Genomic DNA, 23,558 nt, shown 5'->3' on the forward strand with positions numbered 1-23,558 from the left:
CGGACGTGGGTCCACTGCCCCCAACCGTTGATGTCGTGGCCGACGCACGCTGCTGGTGTTCAGGCCGCGTGCGTCGGCGGAACGAGGAGGTCCAGCACCTCGTGGTCCAGGAAGGGCACGGCACCGTAGCGGCCCTTCAGGTACCTGCCCTCGACGTCGTCGAGGCCGCCGCGTACCCGAAACTCGCTGAGGGGGTAGAGCCGCGTCGCGCCGCCGCTGTCCTTTTCGGTGAGCCAGATCTGGTCCCGGCTGAGTCGGAGATTACGGTGGCGGCCGAGAAGCCCGACATCATGACTGTTGAAGATGAGCTGTGCGCCGTGCGGGTTGGTGTCCGGCGCGTGGAAGAGGCGAATCAGTTCGGTCGTGAGGAGCGGATGCAGCTCACTACCAAGGTCGTCGACGGCCAGTAGCCCACCGACGTCGAGTGCCCGCACCGCCAGTTGCAGAAGATCGAACCAACTGCGGGTGCCGGCTGACTCCCACTGCCAAGGCAAAGCTGCTTTCCCGTCCTCGGTGTGTGCCGAGTGCACAAGCTCGATCTGCGGCTCTGTTGGGCCAGTGCCAGGGTCTGACTCCCGCTGAACGAGCGCCGCGCCAACGATGCCCAGATCCGCGAATCGGAGGAGCGCGAGCATTCGATCATCTGGTAGGACGTGTGGAGGTCGAGCGATCGACACATCGCCCGAGGCGATCATCTGACGAGGACTGAACCAGCGGTAGATCTTGCTCAACTGTGGGTGGTTCAGCGTGGCTGCCGCGGAGAGGAAGAGGCTGTTTGGTCGGACAGTCTCCGCGATCAGCTCGCGCGGACCGGTCAAGTTGTTCCCGAAGTGCAGTGACCCGCCGTCGCGCTCAAGGTAGATCTGTCGCCGGCCCTTCGGGAAGGCATACAGCCACTCCTGTCGGATTGCCTCGTCGTCCAGCGAGAAGCCGAACTCGTACCTGACGTTCTCGACGACGAAGTCGAAGACGAACTCGCTTGGCCGGTTCCCGCTCTCGTGGTCGAGCCGGAACGGCCAGCGCCCTGGGATCGGTTCTTCCGGTAGCCAACGCTGGTGGGACAGTCGCACCGCGTCGCGTGCAAAGCCGAGGGCCTTGACGATGTTGGACTTGCCTGAGGCGTTCGGGCCGAAGATGGCTGCCACGGGCAGAGCGGACAGTTTCTCCCGTGGCACCGGCCGGACGGCGAGGTCCGGGTGCTCGTCGGCGGCGATGAGGCTCAGCTCGGCCTCGTCGCGGAGGGAGGCGAAGTTGGTCACCCGGAAGCGCAGCAGCATCCTCTAGCTCAACTCCTAATCCCCAGAACAGCTATAAAGATACCCCATTCCCAGGCCTCCAGGCGTCAAGAACTGACATTTTGGCCTGTCTGACTGTGCCTGAAGGCGCGTTAGCTGTCGCGAGTCGGCTGAGCTGGTGACCTGGCTACCCCACTCGATCCTGGTTCCAGAGCGATCAACTAGTGCCGAATCACAGCCCCGAGCACCCCTCAGGGCGTAGGCGTGCGGTCGGCGTAGGCTCGGGGGCGTGACGGTGAGCCGGGAGATCGACGACATCCTGCAGCGCGGCGCGGACGGCGGGCGGATCACGCCCGAGGAGGCCCTGCTGCTCTACACCGAGGCGCCCTTCCACGCGTTGGGCGAGGCGGCGGACGCGGTGCGTCGTCGGCGCTACCCGGACAACGTCGTCACCTACCTGATCGATCGCAACATCAACTACACGAACGTCTGCGTGACGGCGTGCAAGTTCTGCGCGTTCTACCGTGCGCCCAAGCACAAGGAAGGGTGGACCCACCCGACCGAGGAGATCCTGCGCCGTTGCGGCGAGGCGGTCGAGCTGGGCGCCACCCAGGTGATGCTCCAGGGCGGGCACCACCCGGACTACGGCGTGGAGTACTACGAGGAGCTGTTCTCCTCGGTCAAGCAGGCGTACCCGCAGTTGGTCATCCACTCGATCGGCCCCAGCGAGATCCTGCACATGGCCAAGGTCTCCGGGGTGAGCCTGGACGAGGCCATCGCCCGGATCAAGACCGCCGGCCTGGACTCGATCGCCGGCGCCGGCGCGGAGATGCTGCCCGAGCGGCCCCGAAAGGCCATCGCGCCGCTCAAGGAGTCGGGCGAGCGCTGGCTGGAGGTCATGGAGCTGGCCCACCGGCAGGGCATCGAGTCGACCGCCACCATGATGATGGGCACCGGCGAGACGCACGCCGAGCGGATCGAGCACCTGCGCATGATCCGGGACGTGCAGGACCGCACCGGCGGTTTCCGGTCCTTCATCCCCTGGACGTACCAGCCGGAGAACAACCACCTCAAGGGCCGCACCCAGGCGACCACGCTGGAATACCTGCGGTTGGTCGCGGTGGCCCGGCTCTTCTTCGAGACCGTGCCGCACCTGCAGGCGTCCTGGCTGACGACCGGCAAGGACGTCGGGCAGCTCGCGCTGCACATGGGCGTGGACGACCTCGGCTCGATCATGCTGGAGGAGAACGTCATCTCCTCCGCCGGTGCGCGACACCGCTCCAACCTGCACGAGCTGATCGGCATGATCCGCTCGGCGGACCGGATCCCCGCGCAGCGCGACACCCTCTACAACCGGCTCGCCGTGCACCACACGCCGGCCGACGACCCGACCGACGAGCGGGTGGTCTCGCACTTCTCCTCGATCGCGCTGCCTGGCGGCGGAGCGGGCCGATCCCTGCCACTGGTCGAGGTCAACTGACCCGGTCGACGTCCGGCCGTTCGGCTGACCGACGCTCATGCTCCCGCCGGGTCGCCCCGGCGGTACGGGTGGTCCCCGCCGCCGCAGCGTCAGGCTGTCCGCTGCGGGGGTGGTGGAGATGATCGTCGGCGGATAGCGTCCCGGCTCGTATCCGTCACCACCACCGAGCGGTGCGGCGGTCCTCCATCGGCCCGTTGAGGGTCGTTCATATAACGCACGGCAATACGGGCGGGATGGGTGACCATCCCGCCCGTACTGTCTGCCCAGCTCGGGCCGGACGGATGAAAACGCGTCCGCGTGCTGGCGTTGAAGATCGGCCTCCGATAGCGTCCGCTCGTTCCGCAACAAACAATTCTTTCTTCCCTACCCTCGGGGGACTGATGACAGCGTTCCACCGCTCGACGCTGGTGCGAGCCAGTGTCGTGGCGCTGCTCGCGGCCGGCGGCGTCGCCGCCGTCGCCGCCCCAGTGCTGGCGGCCGAGGAGGCCGATCTGGCCCTGGTGCCGCTCAGCTACAACCTGGCCAAGGGCGTCACCGAGGCCAAGAGCAAGCCGTTCAAGTTCACCGTCGACAACACCCGCAGCAAGGAAGACGCCAAGGGTGTCAGCTACGTCGTGGACACCAGCAAGCTTGACAGCGGCAAGGTCCGGGTCGTGGTGCCCGACGGCTGCAAGGTGAATGGCGAGAAATTCACCTGCCGCCTCGGCGACCTACCCGCCGGCACCAGCGAGGACTTCGGTATCCCGATCTTCTCCATCGGCGGTCGGGGCGCCGCCGGCGCTCTGGTGGTCAACATCCGCTCGACCACCGATGACCCCAACAAGGAAGACAACAGGGTCAAGCACGACATCACCGTCACCGAGCCCGGCTACGACCTGACCAGTTGGGTGCAGGACGTCAACGCGAACGTCGTGGTGAACGGCGTCAGCGGCGACGACCCCGACCTCCGGCCGGTGCGGCCGGGCGAGACGGTGCCGGTCGACTGGGCGATCTACAACGACGGCAGCCGCAAGGCCACCGGCCTCGCCTACGTGCTCACCCTCCCGGCGGGCGTCACCTTCGACACCCTGCCGGACACCTGCACCGCGCAGACCTTCGGCGTCGCCCAGGCGCTCTGCCAGGACGACGGCGCGGTGATCCGCCCCGGTGACTACTACACGGCGGACATCAAGGTGACCGTCGGCAAGGACGTCAAGGAGCCGGTGCTGCGGGTCGGCGAGCTGGTCGCGCACGGTCTGGATGCGGCCGCCGGCCAGCCCGAGGAGAAGCCCGAGCGGGCCAGCAGCGCTCAGCGGAAGACCTTCACCGAGGTCGACGAGGGTGACAACCAAGCGATCTTCGACGTCTTCGTCGACCAGGCCGTGGACCCGACGCCCACGCCCACGGTGACTCCGACGGGATCCCCGACGCCGACGGTCACCCCAACTCAGTCGCCGACTCCGACGCCGACGCCGACGGTTACTCCGACGGAGACCCCGACGCCGACCCCGACGGTTACTCCGACGGAGACCCCGACGCCGACCCCGACGGTTACTCCGACGGAGACCCCGACGCCCACGCCGACGGTTACTCCGACGGAGACCCCGACGCCCACGCCGACGGTTACTCCGACGGAGAGTACGACGACCCCGGGCACGACCGTCTCGCCGGGTACCGGTGGTGGCTCCGCCGGAGGCGGCTCGGGCGGTGGCGGCCTGCCGGTGACCGGTGTGCAGGTCGGTCTGATCGGCGGCATCGGCGTGATCATCCTGCTCGTGGGTGGAGCGCTGCTGGTGCTCTCCCGCCGCCGCAAGGTCGTCCTGGTCTCCCCGGCCGACGAGAAGTCGACCGACTGACATCTGTGACAGGTACGGCGTGAGGGCGGGGTGGGCGACCACCCCGCCCTTTCGCGTACGAATGCGTGCCACGCCACCCAGCGAGCGTTGGTTGACGGGCGGCTGGCAGAGTGGAGGGGTGAGCCGTACCCCGCAGGGCCAGCGAGCCAGCCTGGACAAGCAGCCGCACGAGGTCGCCGCGATGTTCGACGGCGTGGCGGAGCGTTACGACCTGACCAACACGGTGATTTCGCTGGGCCAGGACCGTTTGTGGCGTCGGGCCACCCGGGCGGCGCTCGGGCTGCGGCCGGGCGAGCGGGTGCTGGACGTGGGCGCGGGCACCGGCGTCTCGACGCGTGAGCTGGCCCAGTCCGGGGCGTACGCGGTCGGGGCCGATCTGTCGCTGGGCATGCTGTACGCGGGCAAGCGGTCCCGGCCGGAGGTGCCGCTGCTGGCGGGAGACGCGCTGCGGCTGCCGTTCGCCGACGCCAGCTTCGACGCGGTGACCATCTCGTTCGCGCTGCGCAACGTCAACGACACCGACGCGGCGCTGCGTGAGCTGGCCCGGGTGACCCGGCCGGGCGGGCGGCTGGTGGTCTGCGAGTTCAGCACCCCGGTCAACCCGGTCTTCCGGACGGTCTACCTGTCGTACCTGATGCGGTCTTTGCCGGCGGTGGCCCGCACGGTGTCGAGCAACCCCGAGGCGTACGTCTATCTCGCCGAGTCGGTTCGGGCCTGGCCGGCGCAGTCCGCGCTTGCCGGCCGGGTGGCCGCGGCGGGGTGGGGGCGAGTGGCGTGGCGCAACCTGACCGGTGGCGTGGTGGCCCTGCACCGGGGGATCCGCGAGTAGCGGACGGCTCGCATCGACGGGCACGGAGATTATTCAGGTTCCGTTAATATCGGCCTTTAGTCCACTTTGCCCCGTACGCTTGATCGCATGACCGGAGCAGACCCGGCGGACCCGGTGGCCGCCACCGACGACGACGCGGCCGAACTCATCGCGCAGTTGCGTGCGCTGGCCGGGGCCGATCCGGTGGAGGTCCGGCAGGTGGTCGCCGAGGTGTTGGCGGCACTGGACCGGGCTGCCGGCGGAGCGCTCCGCGAGCATCTGCCGGAGACCATCCGGGTCGATGCGGGCTTGGACGCTTCCAGCCCGGCCTGACACCTGACCGCTGTGGACGGTCCACGGCTGTCACATCGGCGAGTTAGGCACCCCTGGTCCTGCACAGGTATGACGCCGGTCATACACTCGTCCCGTCTGGCTTGTGAAGCATTTCACGAGCGTGCGGGAGGAGGCGCGAATGACCCCGGTGGAACACGATGCCGACGTCATTGTCGTGGGCGCCGGTCCCGGTGGATCAGCGACTGCGTACCACCTGGCCCGGCACGGCGTACGGGTGCTGTTGTTGGAGAAGACCGAGTTCCCCCGGGAGAAGGTCTGCGGCGACGGGTTGACCCCGCGCGCGGTGCGCCAACTGATCCGGATGGGTGTGGACACCTCACCCGAGGCGGGCTGGCTGCACAACCGTGGCCTGCGGGTCATCGGCGGCGGGGTACGCCTCGAACTGGACTGGCCGGAGCTGGCCAGCTTCCCCAACTACGGTCTGGTGCGAACCCGACTGGACTTCGACGACCTGCTCGCCCAGCGGGCGGTGGGCGCCGGCGCGAAGCTGCGGACCAACGTCAACGTGCTGGGCCCGGTGCTCGACGGCGATGGCCGGGTCACCGGCGTCGAGGCGGAGGTCGGGCCGGGCAAGGAGCCCACCACCTTCCACGCCCCGCTTGTCGTCGCGGCGGATGGCGTCTCCGGCCGGTTCCCGCTCGCGCTCGGGCTGGCCAAGCGGGAGGACCGGCCGATCGGTGTGGCGGTCCGCCGCTACTACCACTCGCCGGCCAAGGCGGACGACAACTACCTGGAGTCCTGGCTGGAGCTGCGCAGCAAGGACAGCGGCGACAACCTGCTGCCCGGGTACGGCTGGATCTTCGGCCTCGGTGACGGGCGGGTCAACGTCGGCCTCGGCGTGCTCAACTCGTCCTCGGCGTTCGGCAAGACCAACTACCGCCGGCTGCTCACCGACTGGCTCGCCAACACCCCGGAGGACTGGGGGATGACCGACGAGACCAACGCCGACGGCCCGATCCTCGGTGCCGCGCTGCCGATGGGCTTCAACCGGGTGCCCCACTACACCCGGGGCGTGCTGTTGGTCGGCGACTCGGGCGGCATGGTCAACCCGTTCAACGGTGAGGGCATCGCGTACGCGATGGAGTCCGGCGAGCTGGCCGCTGAGGTCGTGGTCCAGGCACTCGCCCGGCCGGCCGGCCCGGAGCGGGAGCGCGCGCTGATGGCCTACCCGAACGAGCTGAAGGCCCGGCTCGGCGGCTATTACCGGTTGGGCGGCATCTTCGTCAAGCTGATCGGCCGCCCTGAGATCATGCGGATTGCCACCAAACACGGCATGCCGCACCCGACGCTGATGCGATTCGTGCTCAAGCTGTTGGCCAACCTGACCGACCCGCGCGGCGGGGATGCGATGGACCGGGTCATCAACGCGATGACGAAGGCCGCGCCAGCCGTGTAGAGCAGGGATATGAGCGTGCGGTCCCCGCCGTCGCATCGACGGCGGGGGACCGGGCAAGTAGGACGGCATCGGCGCTGGTCACAGCCCCGGAGCTGACAAAGATCGACCCCCGCCGACTGCCACTGCGAGGGACGTGAATAGTGTGATTTTCGTCAAGCACCGAGGGCAGGGAAGGACGAGCAGGAGAAAACGATGTCGCTCTCGCCTTACGCACCGATCATCGGGCTGTTCGCCCTCGCCGCGGCGTTCTCGCTGTTTTCCGTGGGCGCCGCCCGCTTCGCCGGTCCCCGTCGCTACAACAAGGCCAAACTCGAGGCTTACGAGTGCGGCATCGAGCCCAGCCCGCAGCCGGTCGGCGGCGGACGGTTCCCGATCAAGTTCTACCTGACGGCGATGCTCTTCATCGTCTTCGACATCGAGATCATCTTCCTCTACCCCTGGGCGGTCTCGTTCGACGCCCTGCCGATCTTCGGCTTCGTGGAGATGGTCCTGTTCATCGTCGCGGTCTTCGTTGCGTACGCCTACGTGTGGCGGCGCGGCGGCCTGGACTGGGACTGAGGAAGGAACGTCAGATGGGCATCGAGGAGAAGCTTCCCGCCGGCGTCCTGCTCACCTCGGTGGAGAAGCTGGTCAACTGGTCTCGGAAGTCGTCCGTGTGGGGCGCCACCTTCGGCCTGGCCTGCTGCGCCATCGAGATGATGGCCGCCGGTGGTCCGCACTACGACATGGGCCGCTGGGGCATGGAGGTCTTCCGGGCGTCGCCCCGGCAGGCCGACCTGATGATCGTGGCCGGCCGGGTGAGTCAGAAGATGGCCCCGGTGCTGCGCCAGATCTACGACCAGATGGCCGAGCCGCGCTGGGTGCTCTCGATGGGCGTCTGCGCCAGCAGTGGCGGCATGTTTAACAACTACGCGATCGTGCAGGGTGTCGACCACGTCGTGCCGGTCGACATGTACCTGCCCGGCTGTCCGCCTCGGCCGGAGATGCTCATCGACGCGATCCTCAAGCTCCGCGAGAAGATCATGTATGAGCCGCTCGGCCCGAACGGCCGCAAGATGCTCGCTGCCCGCCAGGAGCGCGGCGACGTTCCGGTCGTGCCCTACGGCTCGATGCCCTCCTCGTACCGCAGCGACAAGGCCCGGCGTGCCGAGTGGACCCGGGCGGTCCGCGAGGGCCGCGAGGAGCAGCTGCGCATCGAGAACTGGATGAACGCTCAGAACCACCTCCACCCGCAGGCAGGCCCCAAATGAGCGACAAGCCCAACGACGGTGGCGTACCGCTGCCGGTGGTACCAGCCGGCGCTACCAGTGGCGCCCCCGCCGAGTTGCCACCGGCCAGCCCGGCCGGTCGCGGAATGTTCGGCAACCAGGGCACCGGCGACGTGTCCGGCTACGGCGGCCTGGTCCGCCAGCGCCAGCCCATCGAGGAAGCGTCCCGGCCGTACGGGGGCTACTTCGACGAGGTCCGCGACGCGCTGGAGGAGGCGTACCCGGCCTTCGGCGACGCCATCGAGAAGGTCGTTGTCGACCGGGGTGAGCTGACCCTGCACGTACGCCCGGAGCGGATCGCCGAGGTCTGCCAGGTGCTGCGCGACGACCTGGCGCTGCGGTTCGAGCTGTGTTCCTCGGTGTCCGGCGTGGACTACCTCGGTGCCGACGAACGCCGGCTGCACGTGGTCTACCTGCTCACCTCGATGACCTACCGGCGGCGGGTCCGGCTGGAGGCCGCAGTCTCCGTCGAGGCTCCGCACCTGCCCAGCGTGACCGCCATCTACCCGACGGCGGACTGGCAGGAGCGCGAGGCGTACGACATGTTCGGCATCGTCTTCGACGGCCACCCGAGCCTGACCCGGATCCTCATGCCGGACGACTGGGAGGGCCACCCGCAGCGCAAGGACTACCCGCTCGGCGGCGTCCCCGTCGAGTACAAGGGCGCGGAGATCCAGCCGCCGGACCAGCGGAGGTCGTACCAGTGACGACGTCGAACTACGCCAGCGAGCACGAGACCGACGAGGGGCGGGTCTTCACCGTCACCGGCGGAGACTGGGACACGATCGTCGCGGGCACCGACCCGATCAACGACGAGCGGATCGTCGTCAACATGGGTCCGCAGCACCCGTCCACGCACGGCGTGCTGCGGCTGATCCTCGAGCTGGAGGGCGAGACGGTCCGCGAGGCCCGCTCGGTCATCGGCTACCTGCACACCGGCATCGAGAAGAACCTCGAATACCGCAACTGGGTCCAGGGCTCGACGTTCGTGACCCGGATGGACTACCTCGCCCCGATCTTCAACGAGACGGCGTACGCGCTGGCCGTCGAGAAGCTGCTCGGCATCACCGACGACATCACCGAGCGCGCCACCACGATCCGCGTGCTGATGATGGAGCTCAACCGGATCTCGTCGCACCTGGTCTGGCTGGCCACCACCGGCATGGAGCTGGGCGCGATCTCGATCATGCTGTACGGCTTCCGCGAGCGGGAGTACATCCTCGACATCTTCGAGACCATCACGGGTCTGCGGATGAACCACGCGTACGTGCGGCCGGGCGGTGTGGCGCAGGACGTGCCGGACGACGCGATCGTCAAGATCCGCGAGTTCCTCAAGATGATGCCGAAGAAGCTCAAGGAGTACGAGGACCTCCTCTCCGGTCAGCCGATCTGGACCGAGCGGACGAAGAACGTCGCGGTGCTGGACGTGACCGGCTGCGTGGCGCTCGGCATCACCGGCCCGGTCCTGCGCTCCGCCGGCCTCGCCTGGGACCTGCGCAAGACCATGCCGTACTGCGGCTACGAGACGTACGAGTTCGACGTGCCGACCCACCCCGACGGTGACGTGTGGGGTCGCTACCAGGTCCGGCTCGCCGAGATCCGGGAGTCGTTGAAGCTTGTCGAGCAGGCGCTGGACCGGCTCCGCCCCGGCCCGGTGATGGTCGCCGATCGCAAGATCGCCTGGCCGGCGCAGCTGGCCATCGGCGTGGACGGCATGGGCAACTCGCTGGAGCACGTCGCGAAGATCATGGGTCAGTCGATGGAGTCGCTGATCCACCACTTCAAGCTGGTGACCGAAGGCTTCCGGGTTCCGCCCGGCCAGGTGTACGTCGCCATCGAGGCGCCCCGCGGCGAGTTGGGCGTGCACGCGGTCTCCGACGGTGGCACCCGACCGTACCGGGTGCACTACCGGGAGCCGAGCTTCGTCAACCTCCAGGCCCTCCCGGCGATGGCCGAGGGCGGTCTGATCGCCGACGTGATCGCCGGCGGTGCCTCGTTGGACCCGGTGATGGGTGGTTGTGACCGATGAGTGTTTTCACTGACGAGATCCGGGAGCGGGCACGCGAGATCATCGCCCGTTACCCGGCGGACCGGTCCCGCTCGGCGTTGCTGCCGCTGCTGCACCTGGTGCAGGCCGAAGAGGGGTACGTCTCCCCGGCCGGGGTCACGTTCTGCGCCGAGGTGCTGGGGCTGAACAAGGCCCAGGTCGGCGCGGTGGCCACCTTCTACACGATGTACAAGCGCAAGCCGACCGGTGACTTCCTGGTCAGCGTCTGCACCAACACGATGTGCAACGTGCTCGGTGGCCAGGAGGTCTACGACACCCTCTCCGAGCACCTGGGCGTCGGGCACGACGAGACCACCGCCGACGGCACGATCACGCTGGAGCACGCCGAGTGCCTGGCGGCGTGCGACTACGGCCCGGTGATGACCGTCAACTACGACTTCTTCGACGGCGTGGACGCCGCCACCGCCGTCGGCGTGGTCGACGAGCTGCGGGCTGGCGGGCGGCCGATGCCGACCCGGGGCGCCCGGCTCTGCACCCTCAAGGAGATGGCGGTGCAACTCGCCGGTTTCGCCGACGAGCGCGACGGCGCGGTCGCCGACGGCGGGCCGGGCGAGCCCACCCTGCGCGGGCTGCGGCTGGCACAGCAGCACGGCGTATCGGTGCCGGGCTTCGACCCGAACACCCCGATCCGGAGCAAGGCGGAGGCGGACAAGGCCGCCGCCGAGGCGAAGGCGAAGGCGGAAGCCGCGAAGCCGGCACCGGTCGAGGCCAGCGCGGCTCCGGTCAAGGGTGGTGATGGGGCGTCCGCCAAGGTTCCGACGGAGACCTCGCCGCCGGCACCGCGCGACGCGCAGAAGGCGCAGGCCGCCGGCGTCGCGGCCAACGAGCCCGCAGGCGACCGCAAGCCCGCCGGTGACTCCACCGGCGCGCAGGAGCGCAACCTCAACGAAGCGTCGGCGAGCGCCGATGGCGCGACCTCAGCCGACGCGAACGAAACGGGGGCCCAGAAGTGACCACTCCCCGCCCGGAGACGCTGGCCAAGCTGACGCCGGTGCTGACCAAGCGCTGGCTGTCGCCGGACGCCTGGCGCATCGGCACCTACGAGCAGCTGGACGGCTACGCGGCGCTGCGCAAGGCGCTCAAGGCCCACCCGGACGACCTGATCCAGCTGATCAAGGACTCCGGGCTGCGGGGCCGAGGCGGCGCGGGCTTCCCCACCGGCCTCAAGTGGGGCTTCATCCCACAGGGCGACGGTAAGCCGCACTACCTGGTGGTCAACGCCGACGAGGGCGAGCCGGGCACCTGCAAGGACCTCCCGCTGATGACCCACGACCCGCACGCGCTGGTCGAGGGCGTGATCATCGCGTCGTACGCGATCCGGGCCAGCCGCGCCTACATCTACATCCGGGGCGAGGCGGTGCACGCCGCACGTCGGCTGCGCAACGCGGTCCAGGAGGCGTACGACAAGGGTTACCTCGGCCGGAACATCCTGCGCAGCGGCTACGACCTGGAGCTGGTGGTGCACTCCGGCGCCGGGGCGTACATCTGCGGCGAGGAGACGGCGCTGCTGGATTCGCTCGAGGGGTTCCGGGGGCAGCCCCGGCTGCGCCCGCCGTTCCCGGCCACCCACGGCCTGTACGCGAGCCCGACGGTGGTGAACAACGTCGGCACCATCGCCAGCGTGCCGCCGATCGTGCTCGGTGGGGCCGACTGGTGGAAGAGCATGGGCACCGAGAAGTCCTCCGGGCCGATGATCTACTCGCTCTCCGGCCGGATCGTCAACCCGGGCCAGTTCGAGTGCTCGATGGGTGTCACGCTGCGCGAGCTGCTGGAGCTGGCCGGTGGGATGCAGCCCGGTCACAACCTGCGGTTCTGGACCCCGGGCGGATCGTCCACCCCGCTGCTCGCCGCCGAGCACCTGGACGTGCCGCTGGATTTCGAGGGGGTGGCGGCGGCCGGCTCGATCCTCGGCACCACGGCCACGCAGATCTTCTCCGACCAGGACTGCCCGGTCTACGCGACCTACCGGTGGCTGGAGTTCTACCACCACGAGTCGTGCGGCAAGTGCACCCCGTGCCGCGAGGGCAACTACTGGATGGTGCGGGTCTACCGGCGGATCCTCGCCGGCCAGGGCACCCACGAAGACCTGGACACCCTGCTGGACACCTGCGACAACATCCTCGGCCGCTCGTTCTGCGGCCTGGGTGACGGCGCGACCAGCTCAGTGACCTCCTCGCTGAAGTACTTCAAGCAGGACTACCTCGACTACATCGAGGGACGTACCGCACCGAAGCTCTCCGACAAGCAGCTGGTTGGAGCCCACTGATGACGGATGTAGCCAAGCAGACCGAGACCGTCACCCTCACCATCGACGGCGTCGAGGTCACCGCCCCCAAGGGGACGCTGCTGATCCGGGCCGCCGAGCAGATGGGCACCGAGATCCCCCGGTTCTGCGACCACCCGCTGCTGGCCCCGGCCGGCGCGTGCCGGCAGTGCCTGGTCGAGGTGGAGGGGCAGCGCAAGCCGGTCGCCTCCTGCACCCAGACCGTCGCCGACGGCATGGTCGTGCGTACCCAGATCACCTCCCCGGTGGCCAAGAAGGCGCAGGAGGGGGTGATGGAGCTGCTGCTGCTCAACCACCCACTGGACTGCCCGATGTGTGACAAGGGCGGTGAGTGCCCGCTCCAGAACCAGGCGATGTCCACCGGCCGCACCGACTCGCGCTTCCACGAGCACAAGCGGGAGTACGAGAAGCCGATGGCGATCAGCAGCCAGGTGCTGCTGGACCGCGAGCGTTGCGTGCTCTGCCAGCGGTGTACCCGGTTCTCCGAGGAGATCGCCGGCGACAAGTTCATCGACCTGATGGGCCGGTCGTCTGCCGAGGAGATCAACATCTACCGGGACGACGCGTACGGCGAGGAGGGCGACGCCGGGGATGTCCCGTTCAACTCCTACTTCTCCGGCAACACCGTGCAGATCTGCCCGGTGGGTGCGCTGACCGGTGCCCAGTACCGCTTCCGGGCCCGCCCGTTCGACCTGGTCTCCAGCCCGAGCGTCTGCGAGCACTGCTCGGCCGGCTGCGGGCAGCGCACCGACTGGCGACGCGGCAAGGTGCTGCGCCGGCTCGCCGGCGACGAGCCGGCGGTGAACGAGGAGTGGAACTGCGACAAGGGCCGGTGGGGCTTCCAGTACACCCGGGCCACCGACCGGCTGACCACTCCGCTGGTCCGCGACGAGCACACCGGTGAGCTGCGCGAGGCGTCCTGGAGTGAGGCGCTCACCGTGGCCGCCGAAGGGCTGCACACGGCTCGGGAGAGCGGGCAGGGCACGGCGGTGCTCACCGGCGGTCGGCTGACCGTCGAGGACGCGTACGCGTACGCCAAGTTCGCCCGGGTCGCGTTGAACACCAACGACATCGACTTCCGGGCCCGGCCGGTCTCCCGCGAGGAGGCCGACTTCCTGGCCAGCTCGGTCGCCGGGGTCACCGACGTCACCTACACCGACGTGGAGAACGCGCCGGCGGTGGTGCTTGTCGGCCTAGAGCCGGAGGAGGAGTGCCCGATCCTCTTCCTGCGGCTGCGCAAGGCGTACCTGAAGAAGACCCTGACGGTGTACGCGCTGGCGCCCTTCGCCACCCGCGGCCTGGAGAAGCTCGGTGCAAAGCTGGCCCGAGTGGTGCCGGGCGAGGAGGCCAGCGTGCTCGCCGAGCACGCCACGGTCAGCGAGGCGCTGAGCGCACCGGGCGCGATCCTGATCGTCGGCGAGCGGTTGGCCACCGTGCCGGGCGGGCTATCCGCAGCGGCCGACGTGGCTCGGCGTACCGGTGCGAAGCTGGCCTGGGTGCCGCGACGCGCGGGTGACCGCGGCGCGGTCGACGCGGGCTGCCTGCCCAACCTGCTCCCCGGTGGACGCCTGGTCACCGAGCCGGCCGCGCGGGCCGAGCTGGGTGAGGCGTGGGACATCCCGGCCGGGGTGATCCCGAGCCAGGCCGGTCGGGACACCGACGGCATCCTGACCGCGGCCGCCAACGGGCAGCTCGGTGCGCTTGTCGTCGGCGGTGTCGACCCGGCGGACCTGGCCGACCCGCGACTGGCCGAGTCCGCTCTGGACGCGGTGCCGTTCCTGGTCAGCCTGGAGCTGCGCGCGAGCGCGGTGACCCGGCGGGCGAACGTGGTGCTGCCGGTCGCCCCGGTGGTCGAGAAGGCCGGCAGCTTCCTGGACTGGGAGGGCCGGCTGCGCCCGTTCGAGGCGGTGCTGAACACCTCCGCGATGACCGATGGCCGGGTGCTCGACGCGCTGGCCGCGCTGCTCGACGTGCGCCTCGGCACGGCCGACGTGCCGAGCGTACGGCGCGAGCTGGGCACGCTGCCGGCGACGCGGATGTCTCGGCCGGCCGCGCCGTCGGTCGCCCCGGGTCGGGTGCCGCACCCGGGCGCCGGAGAGGCCGTGCTGGCCACCTGGCACCAGTTGGTGGACCTCGGCACCCTGACCGAGGGCGACGAGAACCTCGCCGGAACCGCCCGCCCGCCGGTGGTCCGGCTGGGTAAGGGCACCGCCGAGGCGCTCGGTGTCGCCGACGGTGACGCCGTCACGGTCGGCACCGACCGGGGGGCGCTGACCTTGCCGGCGGAGCTGACCGAGATGCCGGACGGCGTGGTCTGGCTGCCGACCAACTCACCCGGCTCGACCGTGCGGCGCAGCCTCGGGGCGACGTCCGGCGCGGTCGTCCGGATCTCCGTCCCCGCACCGAGCACTGCCATCCCGGCCGGGCGGGTGGCGGCCGACGAGACCGGTCTCCCGCTCCTCAACTCCGGGGGTGCGCAGTGAGCGCGAGGAGTGAACGAGCGCAGCGAGTGAGCCTCGCAGTCGCGAACGAAAGGCGGGCACAGTGACTCCGTCAATCCTGGCCCAGGACCCCACGCTTGCCGACTTCGGTCGGGATCCGTGGTGGCTGGTCCTCGGCAAGATTGTCTTCGCGTTCGCCTTCGGTCTGCTGGCCACCCTGCTCGGTGTCTGGTTCGAACGGCGTGTGGTCGGCTACATGCAGGTGCGGCCCGGCCCCAACCAGGTGGGCCCGTTCGGCCTGCTGCAGACCCTCGCGGACGGCCTGAAGATGGCCTTCAAGGAGGACATCCTGCCGAAGGCGGCTGACAAGGTCGTCTACTTCTTCGCCCCGACCATCTCGGTGATCTGCGCCGTCACCGCCCTGTCGGTGGTGCCGTTCGGCCCGATGGTGAGCATCTTCGGCCACCACACGCCGTTGCAGGTCACCGACGTGCCGGTGGCGGTGCTGCTGCTGCTCGCCTGCTCGTCGATGGGCGTCTACGGCATCGTGCTGGGTGGTTGGGCCTCCGGCTCGACGTACCCGCTGCTGGGTGGTCTCCGGTCGAGCGCCCAGATGATCTCTTACGAGGTCGCGATGGGGCTCAGCATCGTGGCGGTCTTCATGACCGCCGGCACGATGAGCACCAGCGGGATCGTCGCCAAGCAGGCGCACGGGACGCAGTTGAGCATCGGCGGTTTCGACCTGCCCGCCCCCGGTTGGTACGCGATCCTGCTGCTGCCGAGCTTCATCATCTTCTTCATCGCCACCGTGGGTGAGACCAACCGGGCACCGTTCGACCTGCCCGAGGCCGAGTCCGAGCTGGTCGCGGGCTTCATGACGGAATACAGCTCGCTGAAGTTCGCGCTCTTCATGCTCAGCGAGTACGTCGCGATGGTGACCATGTCCGCGGTCACCACCACGCTGTTCCTGGGCGGTTGGCGGGCACCCTGGCCGATCACCATCTGGGAGGGCGCCAACTCCGGTTGGTGGCCGATGCTCTGGTTCTTCGGCAAGGTGATCGCGCTGGTCTTCGTCTTCGTGTGGCTGCGCGGCACGCTGCCCCGGCTGCGCTACGACCAGTTCATGCGCCTCGGCTGGAAGGTGCTGCTGCCGATCAACCTGGTCTGGATCCTGGTCCTGTCGGGCCTGCGCTCCATCGAGGACTGGGACTCGCGCAGCAAGGTGATCGCCGTCGGCATCCCGGCCGGCATCCTGCTGATCGCCACGATCTTCTGGCCGAGCCGGAAGCCGAAGCCGAAGCCGACGACGCAGGAGCAGGTCGACAACCGGCCGTACGGGAGCTTCCCGCTGCCGCCGATGGATCTTCAGGTACCACCGAGCCCGCGTATCACGCGCGTGGTCGCCGAGCGGGAGCCGGCCAACATCGTTGCCGGCTCGGACTCCAGGGAGGTGTGACGTGGGCGCGATCACCGGAACGTTCAAGGGATTCGGTGTCACCTTCTCGCACATGTTCAGGAAGGTCGTCACCACCGACTACCCGTTCAAGCCGCCGGTGTCGGCGCCGCGCTACCACGGGCGGCACATCCTCAACCGGCACCCGGACGGCCTGGAGAAGTGCATCGGCTGCGAGCTGTGCGCCTGGGCCTGCCCGGCGGACGCGATCTACGTCGAGGGTGGCGACAACACCGACGAGCAGCGCTTCTCGCCGGGTGAGCGGTACGCCAGCATCTACCAGATCAACTACGCCCGGTGCATCTTCTGCGGGCTGTGCATCGAGGCCTGCCCGACCCGTTCGCTCACCATGAGCAACGAGTACGAGTTGGCCCGGGACAACCGGCAGGACCTGATCTTCACCAAGGAGCAGTTGCTCGCGCCGCTGCTTGAGGGCATGGAGCAGCCGCCGCACCCGATGCGGCTGGGTGACAGCGAGAAGGACTACTACGTCGGCGCGTTGGACAACCCCGGCACCTCCGCCGGTGCGGAGACGTCCCCGATGGGCCCCGGCCGCTACCAGGTCGAGGAGCACCCCGGCGTGACGTTCCCGGGCGCCGAGCAGGCCGCCCAGCGCGTCGCGGCCGGCAAGGGAGAGAACGCATGACCACGTCTACGGTGCTGGCCGCAGCGGGTGAGGTGTCCGGCGGTGAGGAGGTCACCTTCTGGATCCTCGCTCCGCTCGCGTTGATCGGCGGGATCGGGATGGTGGCCGCGCGCAACGCCGTGCACTCGGCGCTGTGGCTGGTGCTCACCATGCTCTGCCTGGGCGTGTTCTACGTGCTCCAGGCCGGGCCGTTCATCGGCATGGTGCAGATCATCGTCTACACCGGCGCGATCATGATGCTCTTCCTCTTCGTGCTGATGCTTGTCGGTCGCGACTCCACGGACTCGCTGATCGAGACGCTGCGCGGGCAGCGGGTCGCCGCGATCGTGCTGGGGCTGGGCTTCGCCGGTCTGGTTGGCGGCGCGCTCTACCGGGCGCTGGAGGGGACCACCGCGGTCGGCCTGGAGCAGGCCAACGCGGAGGGCAACGTGCAGGGCATCGCCCGACTGCTCTTCACCAAGTACGTCTTCGCGTTCGAGCTGACCTCGGCGCTGCTGATCACCGCAGCGGTCGGCGCCATGGTGCTCGCGCACATCGAGCGCCGCAAGCAGGACAAGGTCGACCAGGTGTCGACGATGCGGGCCCGTTTCGCGCCGGGCAACTACCCCGGCCCCAAGCCGGGCCCCGGCGTCTTCGCGACCTCGTCCTCGGTGGCCACCCCGGCTCGACTTCCGGACGGCCGGCTCTCCGAGCGGAGCACGCCGGACATCCTGCCGGTACGGGAGCTGACCGCGCAGGAGACCACGCTGAAGGGGACGGACCGGTGAGCGCGAGGAGTGCAGCGAAGCGGAGCCCCGCAGTCGCGAACGAAAGCGAGTCCAGCCATGACGCCTGACTACTACCTGGTGTTGGCCGCAGTGCTGTTCACCATCGGCGCCGCCGGGGTGCTCGTCCGGCGCAACGCGATCGTGCTGTTCATGTGCGTGGAGCTGATGCTCAACGCGGCCAACCTGACGCTGGTCACCTTCAGCCGGATCAACGGTGACCTCAACGGCCAGATCATGGCGTTCTTCGTGATGGTGGTGGCGGCGGCCGAGGTCGTGGTCGGGCTCGCGATCATCATGTCCATCTTCCGGACGCGACGCTCGGCGAGTGTCGACGACGCCAACCTGCTCAAGTACTAGAGGGGTCCACCGGTGGAAGAGACTGTGGAATACGCCCAGGCCACGGGGCTGCTCGGGGGCGTCTGGCTGCTGGTGGCGATCCCGCTGGTCAGCGCGGCCATCCTGCTGCTGCTCGGCCGCCGGGCGGACCGCTGGGGGCACTGGTTGGGCGTCGCCGCCATCGGCGTCGCGTTCGTGCTCGGCCTGAGCTTCTTCTTCCAGCTGCGCGGCCTGGAGAACAAGTCGGTCGAGCTGAGCCTCTGGGACTTCATCGCGGTCGGTGATCTGCGCGTCGACTTCGGCCTGCTCTTCGACCCGCTGGCCGCGGTCTTCGTACTGCTGATCACCGGGGTGGGTTTCCTCATCCACCTGTACGCAGTGGAGTACATGTCGCACGACGCGGGCCGTCGTCGGTTCTTCGCGTACTTCAACCTGTTCGTCGCGGCGATGCTGCTGCTGGTGCTCGGCAACAACTACGTGATGTTGTACTTCGGCTGGGAGGGCGTCGGTCTGGCGTCGTACCTGCTGATCTCCTTCTGGACCGAGCGGCCGAGCGCGGCCACCGCCGGCAAGAAGGCGTTCCTGATGAACCGGGTCGGCGACGCCGGCCTGGCCATCGGCATCTTCATCATGTTCGCCAGCCTGGGCACCACTCAGTACGACGAGGTGTTCAACGGTGTCGGCGCGCTGACCGGCACCACCGTGCTGGTCCTCGGCCTGTTGCTGCTGCTCGGCGCGGCCGGCAAGTCTGGTCAGTTCCCGCTGCAGGCATGGTTGCCGGACGCCATGGAGGGCCCGACCCCGGTGTCGGCGCTCATCCACGCGGCCACCATGGTCACCGCGGGCGTCTACCTGATCGCCCGGTCCAACCCGATCTTCTCGGCCAACTCGACGCTGCAACTCGTGGTGGTCAGCGTCGGCGCGCTCACCCTGCTGATCGGCTGCATCATCGGTGCGGCCAAGGACGACATCAAGCGGGTGCTCGCCTGGTCGACGGTGAGCCAGATCGGCTACATGTTCGTCGGCGTCGGCCTGGGCGGTGGCGCGTACGCGTTGGCGATCATCCACCTGCTGGCGCACGGCTTCTTCAAGGCCAACATGTTCCTGGGTGCCGGCTCGGTCATGCACGGCATGAAGGACCAGGTCGACATCCGCCGCTTCGGTGGCCTGTCGAAGCACATGAAGATCACCTGGCTGACCTTCATGATGGGCTGGCTGGCCATCATCGGCCTCCCGCCGCTCTCCGGCTACTTCTCGAAGGAGCCGATCATCGCGAGCGCCTTCGAGCGGGAGGACTGGACCGCCTGGCTCTTCGGCGGGGCGGCGCTGCTCGGGGCGGGGCTGACCGCGTTCTACATGACCCGGCTCTTCGTGCTCACCTTCCACGGCCCGAAGCGGTGGACCGAGGACATCGAGCACCCGCACGAGTCGCCGAAGCTGATGACCATCCCGCTGATCCTGTTGGCCGCCGGGTCGGTCGTGGCCGGCGGGCTGATGGCCTGGAACGACGGTGTCGCCTCCTGGCTCTCGCCGGTGCTCGGCGAGGAGGCCGCCGGTGAGGCTCACGGCGTGCTCTCCCACACGGTGATCACGATCCTGTCGCTGCTGGTCACCGTGCTCGGTGCCGGGCTGGCCTGGTTCCTGTTCCGGGCCGGCACGGCCACCGTGCCGCAGCCGGCCGGGGTGCTGGTCACCGCCGCCCGGCGCAACCTCTACACCGACACGGTCAACGAGGCGGTCTTCGAGAAGCCGGGCATCTTCCTCACCCGGGCGCTGGTGTACCTCGACAACCGGGGCATCGACGGGCTCGTCAACGGGCTCGCCGCCGCGGTCGGCGGTGGCTCGGGTCGCCTCCGCCGGATGCAGACCGGCTTTGTCCGCTCGTACGCCACCTCGATCCTGGCCGGTGCGCTGCTGGTGATGGCGGCGTTCCTGGCGGTGCAGGCGGGGTGGTTGGCGTGATCGACCTCAATACGCCCGCCCCCGCCGGCGGACCACGCATCCACGACGGAGGTAAGGCCGCATAATGTCCAACTTCCCGTTCCTCTCGGTGCTCACCGTGGCGCCACTGGTGGGTGCCCTGGTGGTGGCCTTCCTGCCGCGCCACCGGCCGGAGCTGGCCAAGCAGGTGGCGTTCGCCTGGTCGCTGCTCGTGCTTGTGCTCTCGGTGGTGATGTGGGTCAGCTTCAACGCCGGTGGTGACCGGTTCCAGTTCCGCGAGTCGTACTCGTGGATCCCGAATTGGGGTGTCAGCTTCACCTTCGCCGCCGACGGCATCGCGTTGGTGATGCTGATGCTGATCGCGGTGCTGGTGCCGTTGGTGATCCTGGCCTCCTGGCATGACGCCGAGTCGTCGAAGCGGTCGGTGCCCGTCTACTTCGCGCTGCTGCTGGTCCTCGAATGCACGATGATCGGCGTCTTCGCGGCCGCCGACGTCTTCCTGTTCTACGTGTTCTTCGAGGTCATGCTGGTGCCGATGTACTTCCTCATCGGCAGCTACGGCGGCCACCAGCGGCAGTACGCGGCGGTGAAGTTCTTCCTCTACTCGCTCGTCGGCGGTCTGTTCATGCTGGCCGCGGTGATCGGCCTGTGGGTGGTCGGCGGCAAGACCTTCGACTGGCAGGCGCTCTCGCAGGTCGACATCAGCACCGGCACCGAGCGGTGGCTGTTCCTCGGCTTCTTCCTCGCGTTCGCCATCAAGGCGCCGTTCTTCCCGTTCCACACCTGGCTGCCCGACGCCGGTGGCGCGGCCCCGGCGGGCGCAGCGGCGCTGCTCGTCGGTGTGCTGGACAAGGTCGGCACGTTCGGCATCCTGCGCTACTGCCTGCCGCTGTTCCCCGAGGCGTCGAAGTGGTTCGCGCCGTGGGCGCTGGCGCTGGGCGTGATCGGCATCGTCTACGCCGCGCTGCTGGCGGTCGGCCAGAACGATCTCAAGCGGCTGGTGTCGTACACCTCGATCGCGCACTTCGGCTTCATCGGGGTGGGCATCTTCGCCTTCACCACCCAGGCCGGCACCGGCGCGGTGCTCTACATGCTCAACCACGGGCTGGCCACCGGCCTGCTCTTCCTGGTGGTGGGCATGCTGATCTCCCGGCGCGGCTCGGCGCTGATCAGCGACTTCGGTGGCGCAGGCAAACTGGTCCCGGTGCTCGCCGGGGTGCTCTTCTTCGCCGGTCTCGCCTCGCTCGCGCTGCCCGGTACGGCGCCGTTCATCTCCGAGTTCCTGGTGCTGATCGGCACCTTCACGGTGAACAAGCCGGTCGCGGTCATCGCCACGCTCGGCATCATCCTGGCCGCCGCGTACGTGCTGTGGATGGTGCAGCGCACCACCCAGGGCACTCTCAACCCGGCGCTGACCGAGGTCGACGGCATGCGCCGCGACCTCAACCTGCGTGAGAAGGTCGTGGTCGCCCCCCTGATCGCGCTGATCGTGCTGCTCGGCTTCTTCCCCAAGCCGGTCACTGACGTGATCAACCCGGCCGTCCAGGCGACCATGGACGACATCGGCAGAACCGACCCGGCGCCGGCCGTGGGCGGCACCGTCCAGGAGGCGGCAAAGTGACCGAGTTGAAACTGCCGTCGATCGACTACGCGGCAATCGCTCCGATCCTGATCATGCTGGGCACCGCGCTGCTCGGCGTGCTGGTCGAGGCCTTCGTGCCGCGGCGCTGGCGGCACCTGGTGCAGTTGACGCTTGCGCTGCTCGCGGTGCTCGCAGCGCTGACCATGGTGGTTCTCAGCGCCGACGAGCGCATCATCACCGCCGGCCAGGCCCTCGCGATCGACGGGCCGACGCTCTTCCTCCAGGGCGCGATCCTGGTGCTGGCCGCGATGGCGCTGCTGCTGATCGGTGACCGTTCGGTCGAGCGGGGCGGGGCGTTCGTCGCCCAGGCCGCGGTGACCGCCGAGTCGGCCGACGACCGGCGGCAGGCCGAGGGGCGTAACGGTCTCACCGAGGTCTACCCGCTCACCACGTTCGCGATCGGCGGCATGCTGATCTTCGTGGCGGCGAACGACCTGCTGACCATGTTCATCGCCCTGGAGGTCTTCTCCCTGCCGCTCTACCTGCTCTGCGCGCTGGCCCGTCGCCGGCGTCTGCTGAGCCAGGAGGCGGCGATGAAGTACTTCCTGCTCGGCGCGTACGCCTCCGCGTTCTTCCTGTTCGGCGTGGCCCTGATCTACGGCTTCACGGCCGGCATCCCGGGCCGCTCGGCGGGGGTCGACTTCGCCACCATCCACGCGGCGGTGAGCGATTCCCCGGCCAGCCCGGTGCTGCTCTTCGCCGGCATGGCGCTGCTCGCCATCGGTCTGCTCTTCAAGGCCGCAGCGGCCCCGTTCCACGTCTGGACCCCGGACGTCTACCAGGGCGCCCCGACTCCGGTCACCGGCTTCATGGCGGCCTGCACCAAGGTCGCCGCGTTCGGTGCTCTGCTGCGCGTCTTCCAGGTCGCGTTCGCGGACGCCACCTGGGACTTCACGCCGGTCCTCGGCGCGGTGGCGGTCCTGACCATGCTGGTGGGTGCGGTGCTCGCGGTCACCCAGACCGACATCAAGCGGCTGCTCGCGTACTCCTCGATCGCCAATGCCGGTTACCTGCTGGTCGGTGTGTTGGCGCCGAGCCGCGACGGGCTCGCCGGCACGATGTTCTACCTGGTCGCGTACGGCTTCTCGGTGCTCGCCGCGTTCGCTGTGGTGACCCTGGTCCGGGACAACGACGGCGAGGCCACCCACCTGTCCCGCTGGGCCGGGCTGGGCCGGCGGTCGCCGTTCTTCGCCGCACTGTTCACGTTCATCCTGCTCGCCTTCGCTGGTATCCCGCTGACCAGCGGATTCACCAGCAAGTTCGCCATCTTCGGGCCAGCGCTGGAGGGCGGGCAGGCCTGGCTGGTGATCGCCGGTGTGCTGACCAGCATGGTGCTCGCGTTCCCGTACCTGCGGGTCGTGGTGATGATGTGGCTCTCCGAGCCGGGCGAGTCCACCCCGACCGTCATGGTGCCCGGTGGGCTCACCTCCGCCGCGCTGATGATCGGCGTGCTGGCGACCCTGGTGTTGGGCGTCGCCCCGGCGCCGTTGCTCGATCTGGCAGCCGGAGCCGCCGAATTTGTTCGATGACCGAAGGATCGATCACGGGGGGTCGGCACGTGTTCACGTGCCGGCCCCCCGTGCGTATCCCCGGCCCGGAGCAGG

The 23,558-nt window shown here is 69.0% G+C and carries 20 protein-coding genes; 19 read left to right on the forward strand and 1 reads right to left on the reverse strand.

The genetic code is table 11. The annotated features are described in order from the left end of the window. Positions 1-59: 59 nt before the first annotated feature. Entirely contained in the window at positions 60-1,145 is a 1,086-nt protein-coding gene (locus IF46_RS0100580) for an AAA family ATPase (RefSeq protein ID WP_198041320.1), read from the reverse strand. A 379-nt stretch (positions 1,146-1,524) separates the two neighbouring features. Between IF46_RS0100580 and mqnC the strand changes: the two genes are divergently transcribed. The 19 genes from mqnC (at position 1,525) to nuoN (ending at position 23,483) form a co-directional block, all read left to right on the forward strand. Further along, positions 1,525-2,715, forward strand: a complete 1,191-nt coding sequence (gene mqnC, locus IF46_RS0100585; protein ID WP_030486257.1) for a cyclic dehypoxanthinyl futalosine synthase — start codon at positions 1,525-1,527, stop codon at positions 2,713-2,715. 380 nt (positions 2,716-3,095) lie between these two features. Beyond that, positions 3,096-4,550: a hypothetical protein gene (locus IF46_RS34990; protein WP_036390796.1), complete on the forward strand. Its 1,455-nt coding sequence runs from the start codon at positions 3,096-3,098 to the stop codon at positions 4,548-4,550. A 118-nt stretch (positions 4,551-4,668) separates the two neighbouring features. Further along, positions 4,669-5,379, forward strand: coding sequence for a demethylmenaquinone methyltransferase (locus tag IF46_RS0100600; protein ID WP_030486259.1), 711 nt, complete (start codon positions 4,669-4,671; stop codon positions 5,377-5,379). 87 nt (positions 5,380-5,466) lie between these two features. Then, positions 5,467-5,691: a hypothetical protein gene (locus IF46_RS0100605; RefSeq protein ID WP_030486260.1), complete on the forward strand. Its 225-nt coding sequence runs from the start codon at positions 5,467-5,469 to the stop codon at positions 5,689-5,691. 139 nt (positions 5,692-5,830) lie between these two features. Then, positions 5,831-7,108 carry a geranylgeranyl reductase family protein gene (locus tag IF46_RS0100610; protein WP_030486261.1) on the forward strand — a complete coding sequence of 426 codons (1,278 nt, stop codon included), beginning with the start codon at positions 5,831-5,833 and terminating at the stop codon, positions 7,106-7,108. 192 nt (positions 7,109-7,300) lie between these two features. Further along, positions 7,301-7,666, forward strand: a complete 366-nt coding sequence (locus tag IF46_RS0100615) for an NADH-quinone oxidoreductase subunit A (protein WP_007454588.1) — start codon at positions 7,301-7,303, stop codon at positions 7,664-7,666. A gap of 14 nt (positions 7,667-7,680) precedes the next feature. Next, on the forward strand, positions 7,681-8,358 hold the full coding sequence (locus IF46_RS0100620; protein ID WP_030486262.1) for a NuoB/complex I 20 kDa subunit family protein: 678 nt from the start codon (positions 7,681-7,683) through the stop codon (positions 8,356-8,358). Further along, positions 8,355-9,083: an NADH-quinone oxidoreductase subunit C gene (locus IF46_RS0100625; RefSeq protein WP_030486263.1), complete on the forward strand. Its 729-nt coding sequence runs from the start codon at positions 8,355-8,357 to the stop codon at positions 9,081-9,083. Before IF46_RS0100620 ends, IF46_RS0100625 begins: the two co-directional genes overlap by 4 nt. Continuing rightward, a complete protein-coding gene (locus tag IF46_RS0100630) occupies positions 9,080-10,405 on the forward strand; it encodes an NADH-quinone oxidoreductase subunit D (RefSeq protein WP_030486264.1) in 1,326 nt (441 codons plus the stop codon). Before IF46_RS0100625 ends, IF46_RS0100630 begins: the two co-directional genes overlap by 4 nt. Then, a complete protein-coding gene (nuoE, locus tag IF46_RS0100635) occupies positions 10,402-11,397 on the forward strand; it encodes an NADH-quinone oxidoreductase subunit NuoE (RefSeq protein ID WP_030486265.1) in 996 nt (331 codons plus the stop codon). The genes IF46_RS0100630 and nuoE overlap by 4 nt, the downstream gene beginning before the upstream one ends. Beyond that, entirely contained in the window at positions 11,394-12,710 is a 1,317-nt protein-coding gene (gene nuoF / locus IF46_RS0100640) for an NADH-quinone oxidoreductase subunit NuoF (protein WP_030486266.1), read from the forward strand. Before nuoE ends, nuoF begins: the two co-directional genes overlap by 4 nt. Beyond that, on the forward strand, positions 12,710-15,211 hold the full coding sequence (locus IF46_RS0100645) for an NADH-quinone oxidoreductase subunit G (protein WP_030486267.1): 2,502 nt from the start codon (positions 12,710-12,712) through the stop codon (positions 15,209-15,211). Before nuoF ends, IF46_RS0100645 begins: the two co-directional genes overlap by 1 nt. A gap of 61 nt (positions 15,212-15,272) precedes the next feature. After that, a complete protein-coding gene (gene nuoH, locus IF46_RS0100650; protein WP_030486268.1) occupies positions 15,273-16,625 on the forward strand; it encodes an NADH-quinone oxidoreductase subunit NuoH in 1,353 nt (450 codons plus the stop codon). 1 nt (position 16,626) lies between these two features. Then, the gene (gene nuoI / locus IF46_RS0100655) at positions 16,627-17,268 is read left to right on the forward strand and encodes an NADH-quinone oxidoreductase subunit NuoI (protein WP_030334137.1); all 642 of its coding nucleotides are present in this window, start codon (positions 16,627-16,629) and stop codon (positions 17,266-17,268) included. Then, on the forward strand, positions 17,265-18,035 hold the full coding sequence (locus tag IF46_RS0100660) for an NADH-quinone oxidoreductase subunit J (RefSeq protein ID WP_030486269.1): 771 nt from the start codon (positions 17,265-17,267) through the stop codon (positions 18,033-18,035). The genes nuoI and IF46_RS0100660 overlap by 4 nt, the downstream gene beginning before the upstream one ends. Positions 18,036-18,092: 57 nt before the next feature. After that, positions 18,093-18,392, forward strand: coding sequence for an NADH-quinone oxidoreductase subunit NuoK (gene nuoK, locus IF46_RS0100665; protein ID WP_030486270.1), 300 nt, complete (start codon positions 18,093-18,095; stop codon positions 18,390-18,392). Between the two features lie 72 nt (positions 18,393-18,464). Beyond that, positions 18,465-20,333: an NADH-quinone oxidoreductase subunit L gene (gene nuoL, locus IF46_RS0100670; RefSeq protein WP_420063546.1), complete on the forward strand. Its 1,869-nt coding sequence runs from the start codon at positions 18,465-18,467 to the stop codon at positions 20,331-20,333. A 64-nt stretch (positions 20,334-20,397) separates the two neighbouring features. Further along, complete coding sequence (locus IF46_RS0100675; RefSeq protein WP_030486272.1) at positions 20,398-21,933, forward strand: NADH-quinone oxidoreductase subunit M; 1,536 nt, start codon at positions 20,398-20,400, stop codon at positions 21,931-21,933. Next, entirely contained in the window at positions 21,930-23,483 is a 1,554-nt protein-coding gene (gene nuoN / locus IF46_RS0100680; RefSeq protein WP_030486273.1) for an NADH-quinone oxidoreductase subunit NuoN, read from the forward strand. The genes IF46_RS0100675 and nuoN overlap by 4 nt, the downstream gene beginning before the upstream one ends. Positions 23,484-23,558 lie beyond the last annotated feature (75 nt).

It is taken from the genome of Micromonospora chokoriensis (genome assembly GCF_000718555.1).
GTDB lineage: Bacteria > Actinomycetota > Actinomycetes > Mycobacteriales > Micromonosporaceae > Micromonospora > Micromonospora chokoriensis_B.

Bases quoted from the DNA above. Each gene is read 5' to 3' on its own strand.
- IF46_RS0100625 (WP_030486263.1), top strand. From the start codon at position 8,355: ATGAGCGACAAGCCCAACGACGGTGGCGTACCGCTGCCGGTGGTACCA.
- IF46_RS34990 (WP_036390796.1), top strand. From the start codon at position 3,096: ATGACAGCGTTCCACCGCTCGACGCTGGTGCGAGCCAGTGTCGTGGCG.
- IF46_RS0100675 (WP_030486272.1), top strand. From the start codon at position 20,398: ATGTCCAACTTCCCGTTCCTCTCGGTGCTCACCGTGGCGCCACTGGTG.
- IF46_RS0100620 (WP_030486262.1), top strand. From the start codon at position 7,681: ATGGGCATCGAGGAGAAGCTTCCCGCCGGCGTCCTGCTCACCTCGGTG.
- nuoE (WP_030486265.1), top strand. From the start codon at position 10,402: ATGAGTGTTTTCACTGACGAGATCCGGGAGCGGGCACGCGAGATCATC.
- IF46_RS0100610 (WP_030486261.1), top strand. From the start codon at position 5,831: ATGACCCCGGTGGAACACGATGCCGACGTCATTGTCGTGGGCGCCGGT.
- IF46_RS0100615 (WP_007454588.1), top strand. From the start codon at position 7,301: ATGTCGCTCTCGCCTTACGCACCGATCATCGGGCTGTTCGCCCTCGCC.
- IF46_RS0100660 (WP_030486269.1), top strand. From the start codon at position 17,265: ATGACCACGTCTACGGTGCTGGCCGCAGCGGGTGAGGTGTCCGGCGGT.
- nuoK (WP_030486270.1), top strand. From the start codon at position 18,093: ATGACGCCTGACTACTACCTGGTGTTGGCCGCAGTGCTGTTCACCATC.
- IF46_RS0100645 (WP_030486267.1), top strand. From the start codon at position 12,710: ATGACGGATGTAGCCAAGCAGACCGAGACCGTCACCCTCACCATCGAC.
- IF46_RS0100605 (WP_030486260.1), top strand. From the start codon at position 5,467: ATGACCGGAGCAGACCCGGCGGACCCGGTGGCCGCCACCGACGACGAC.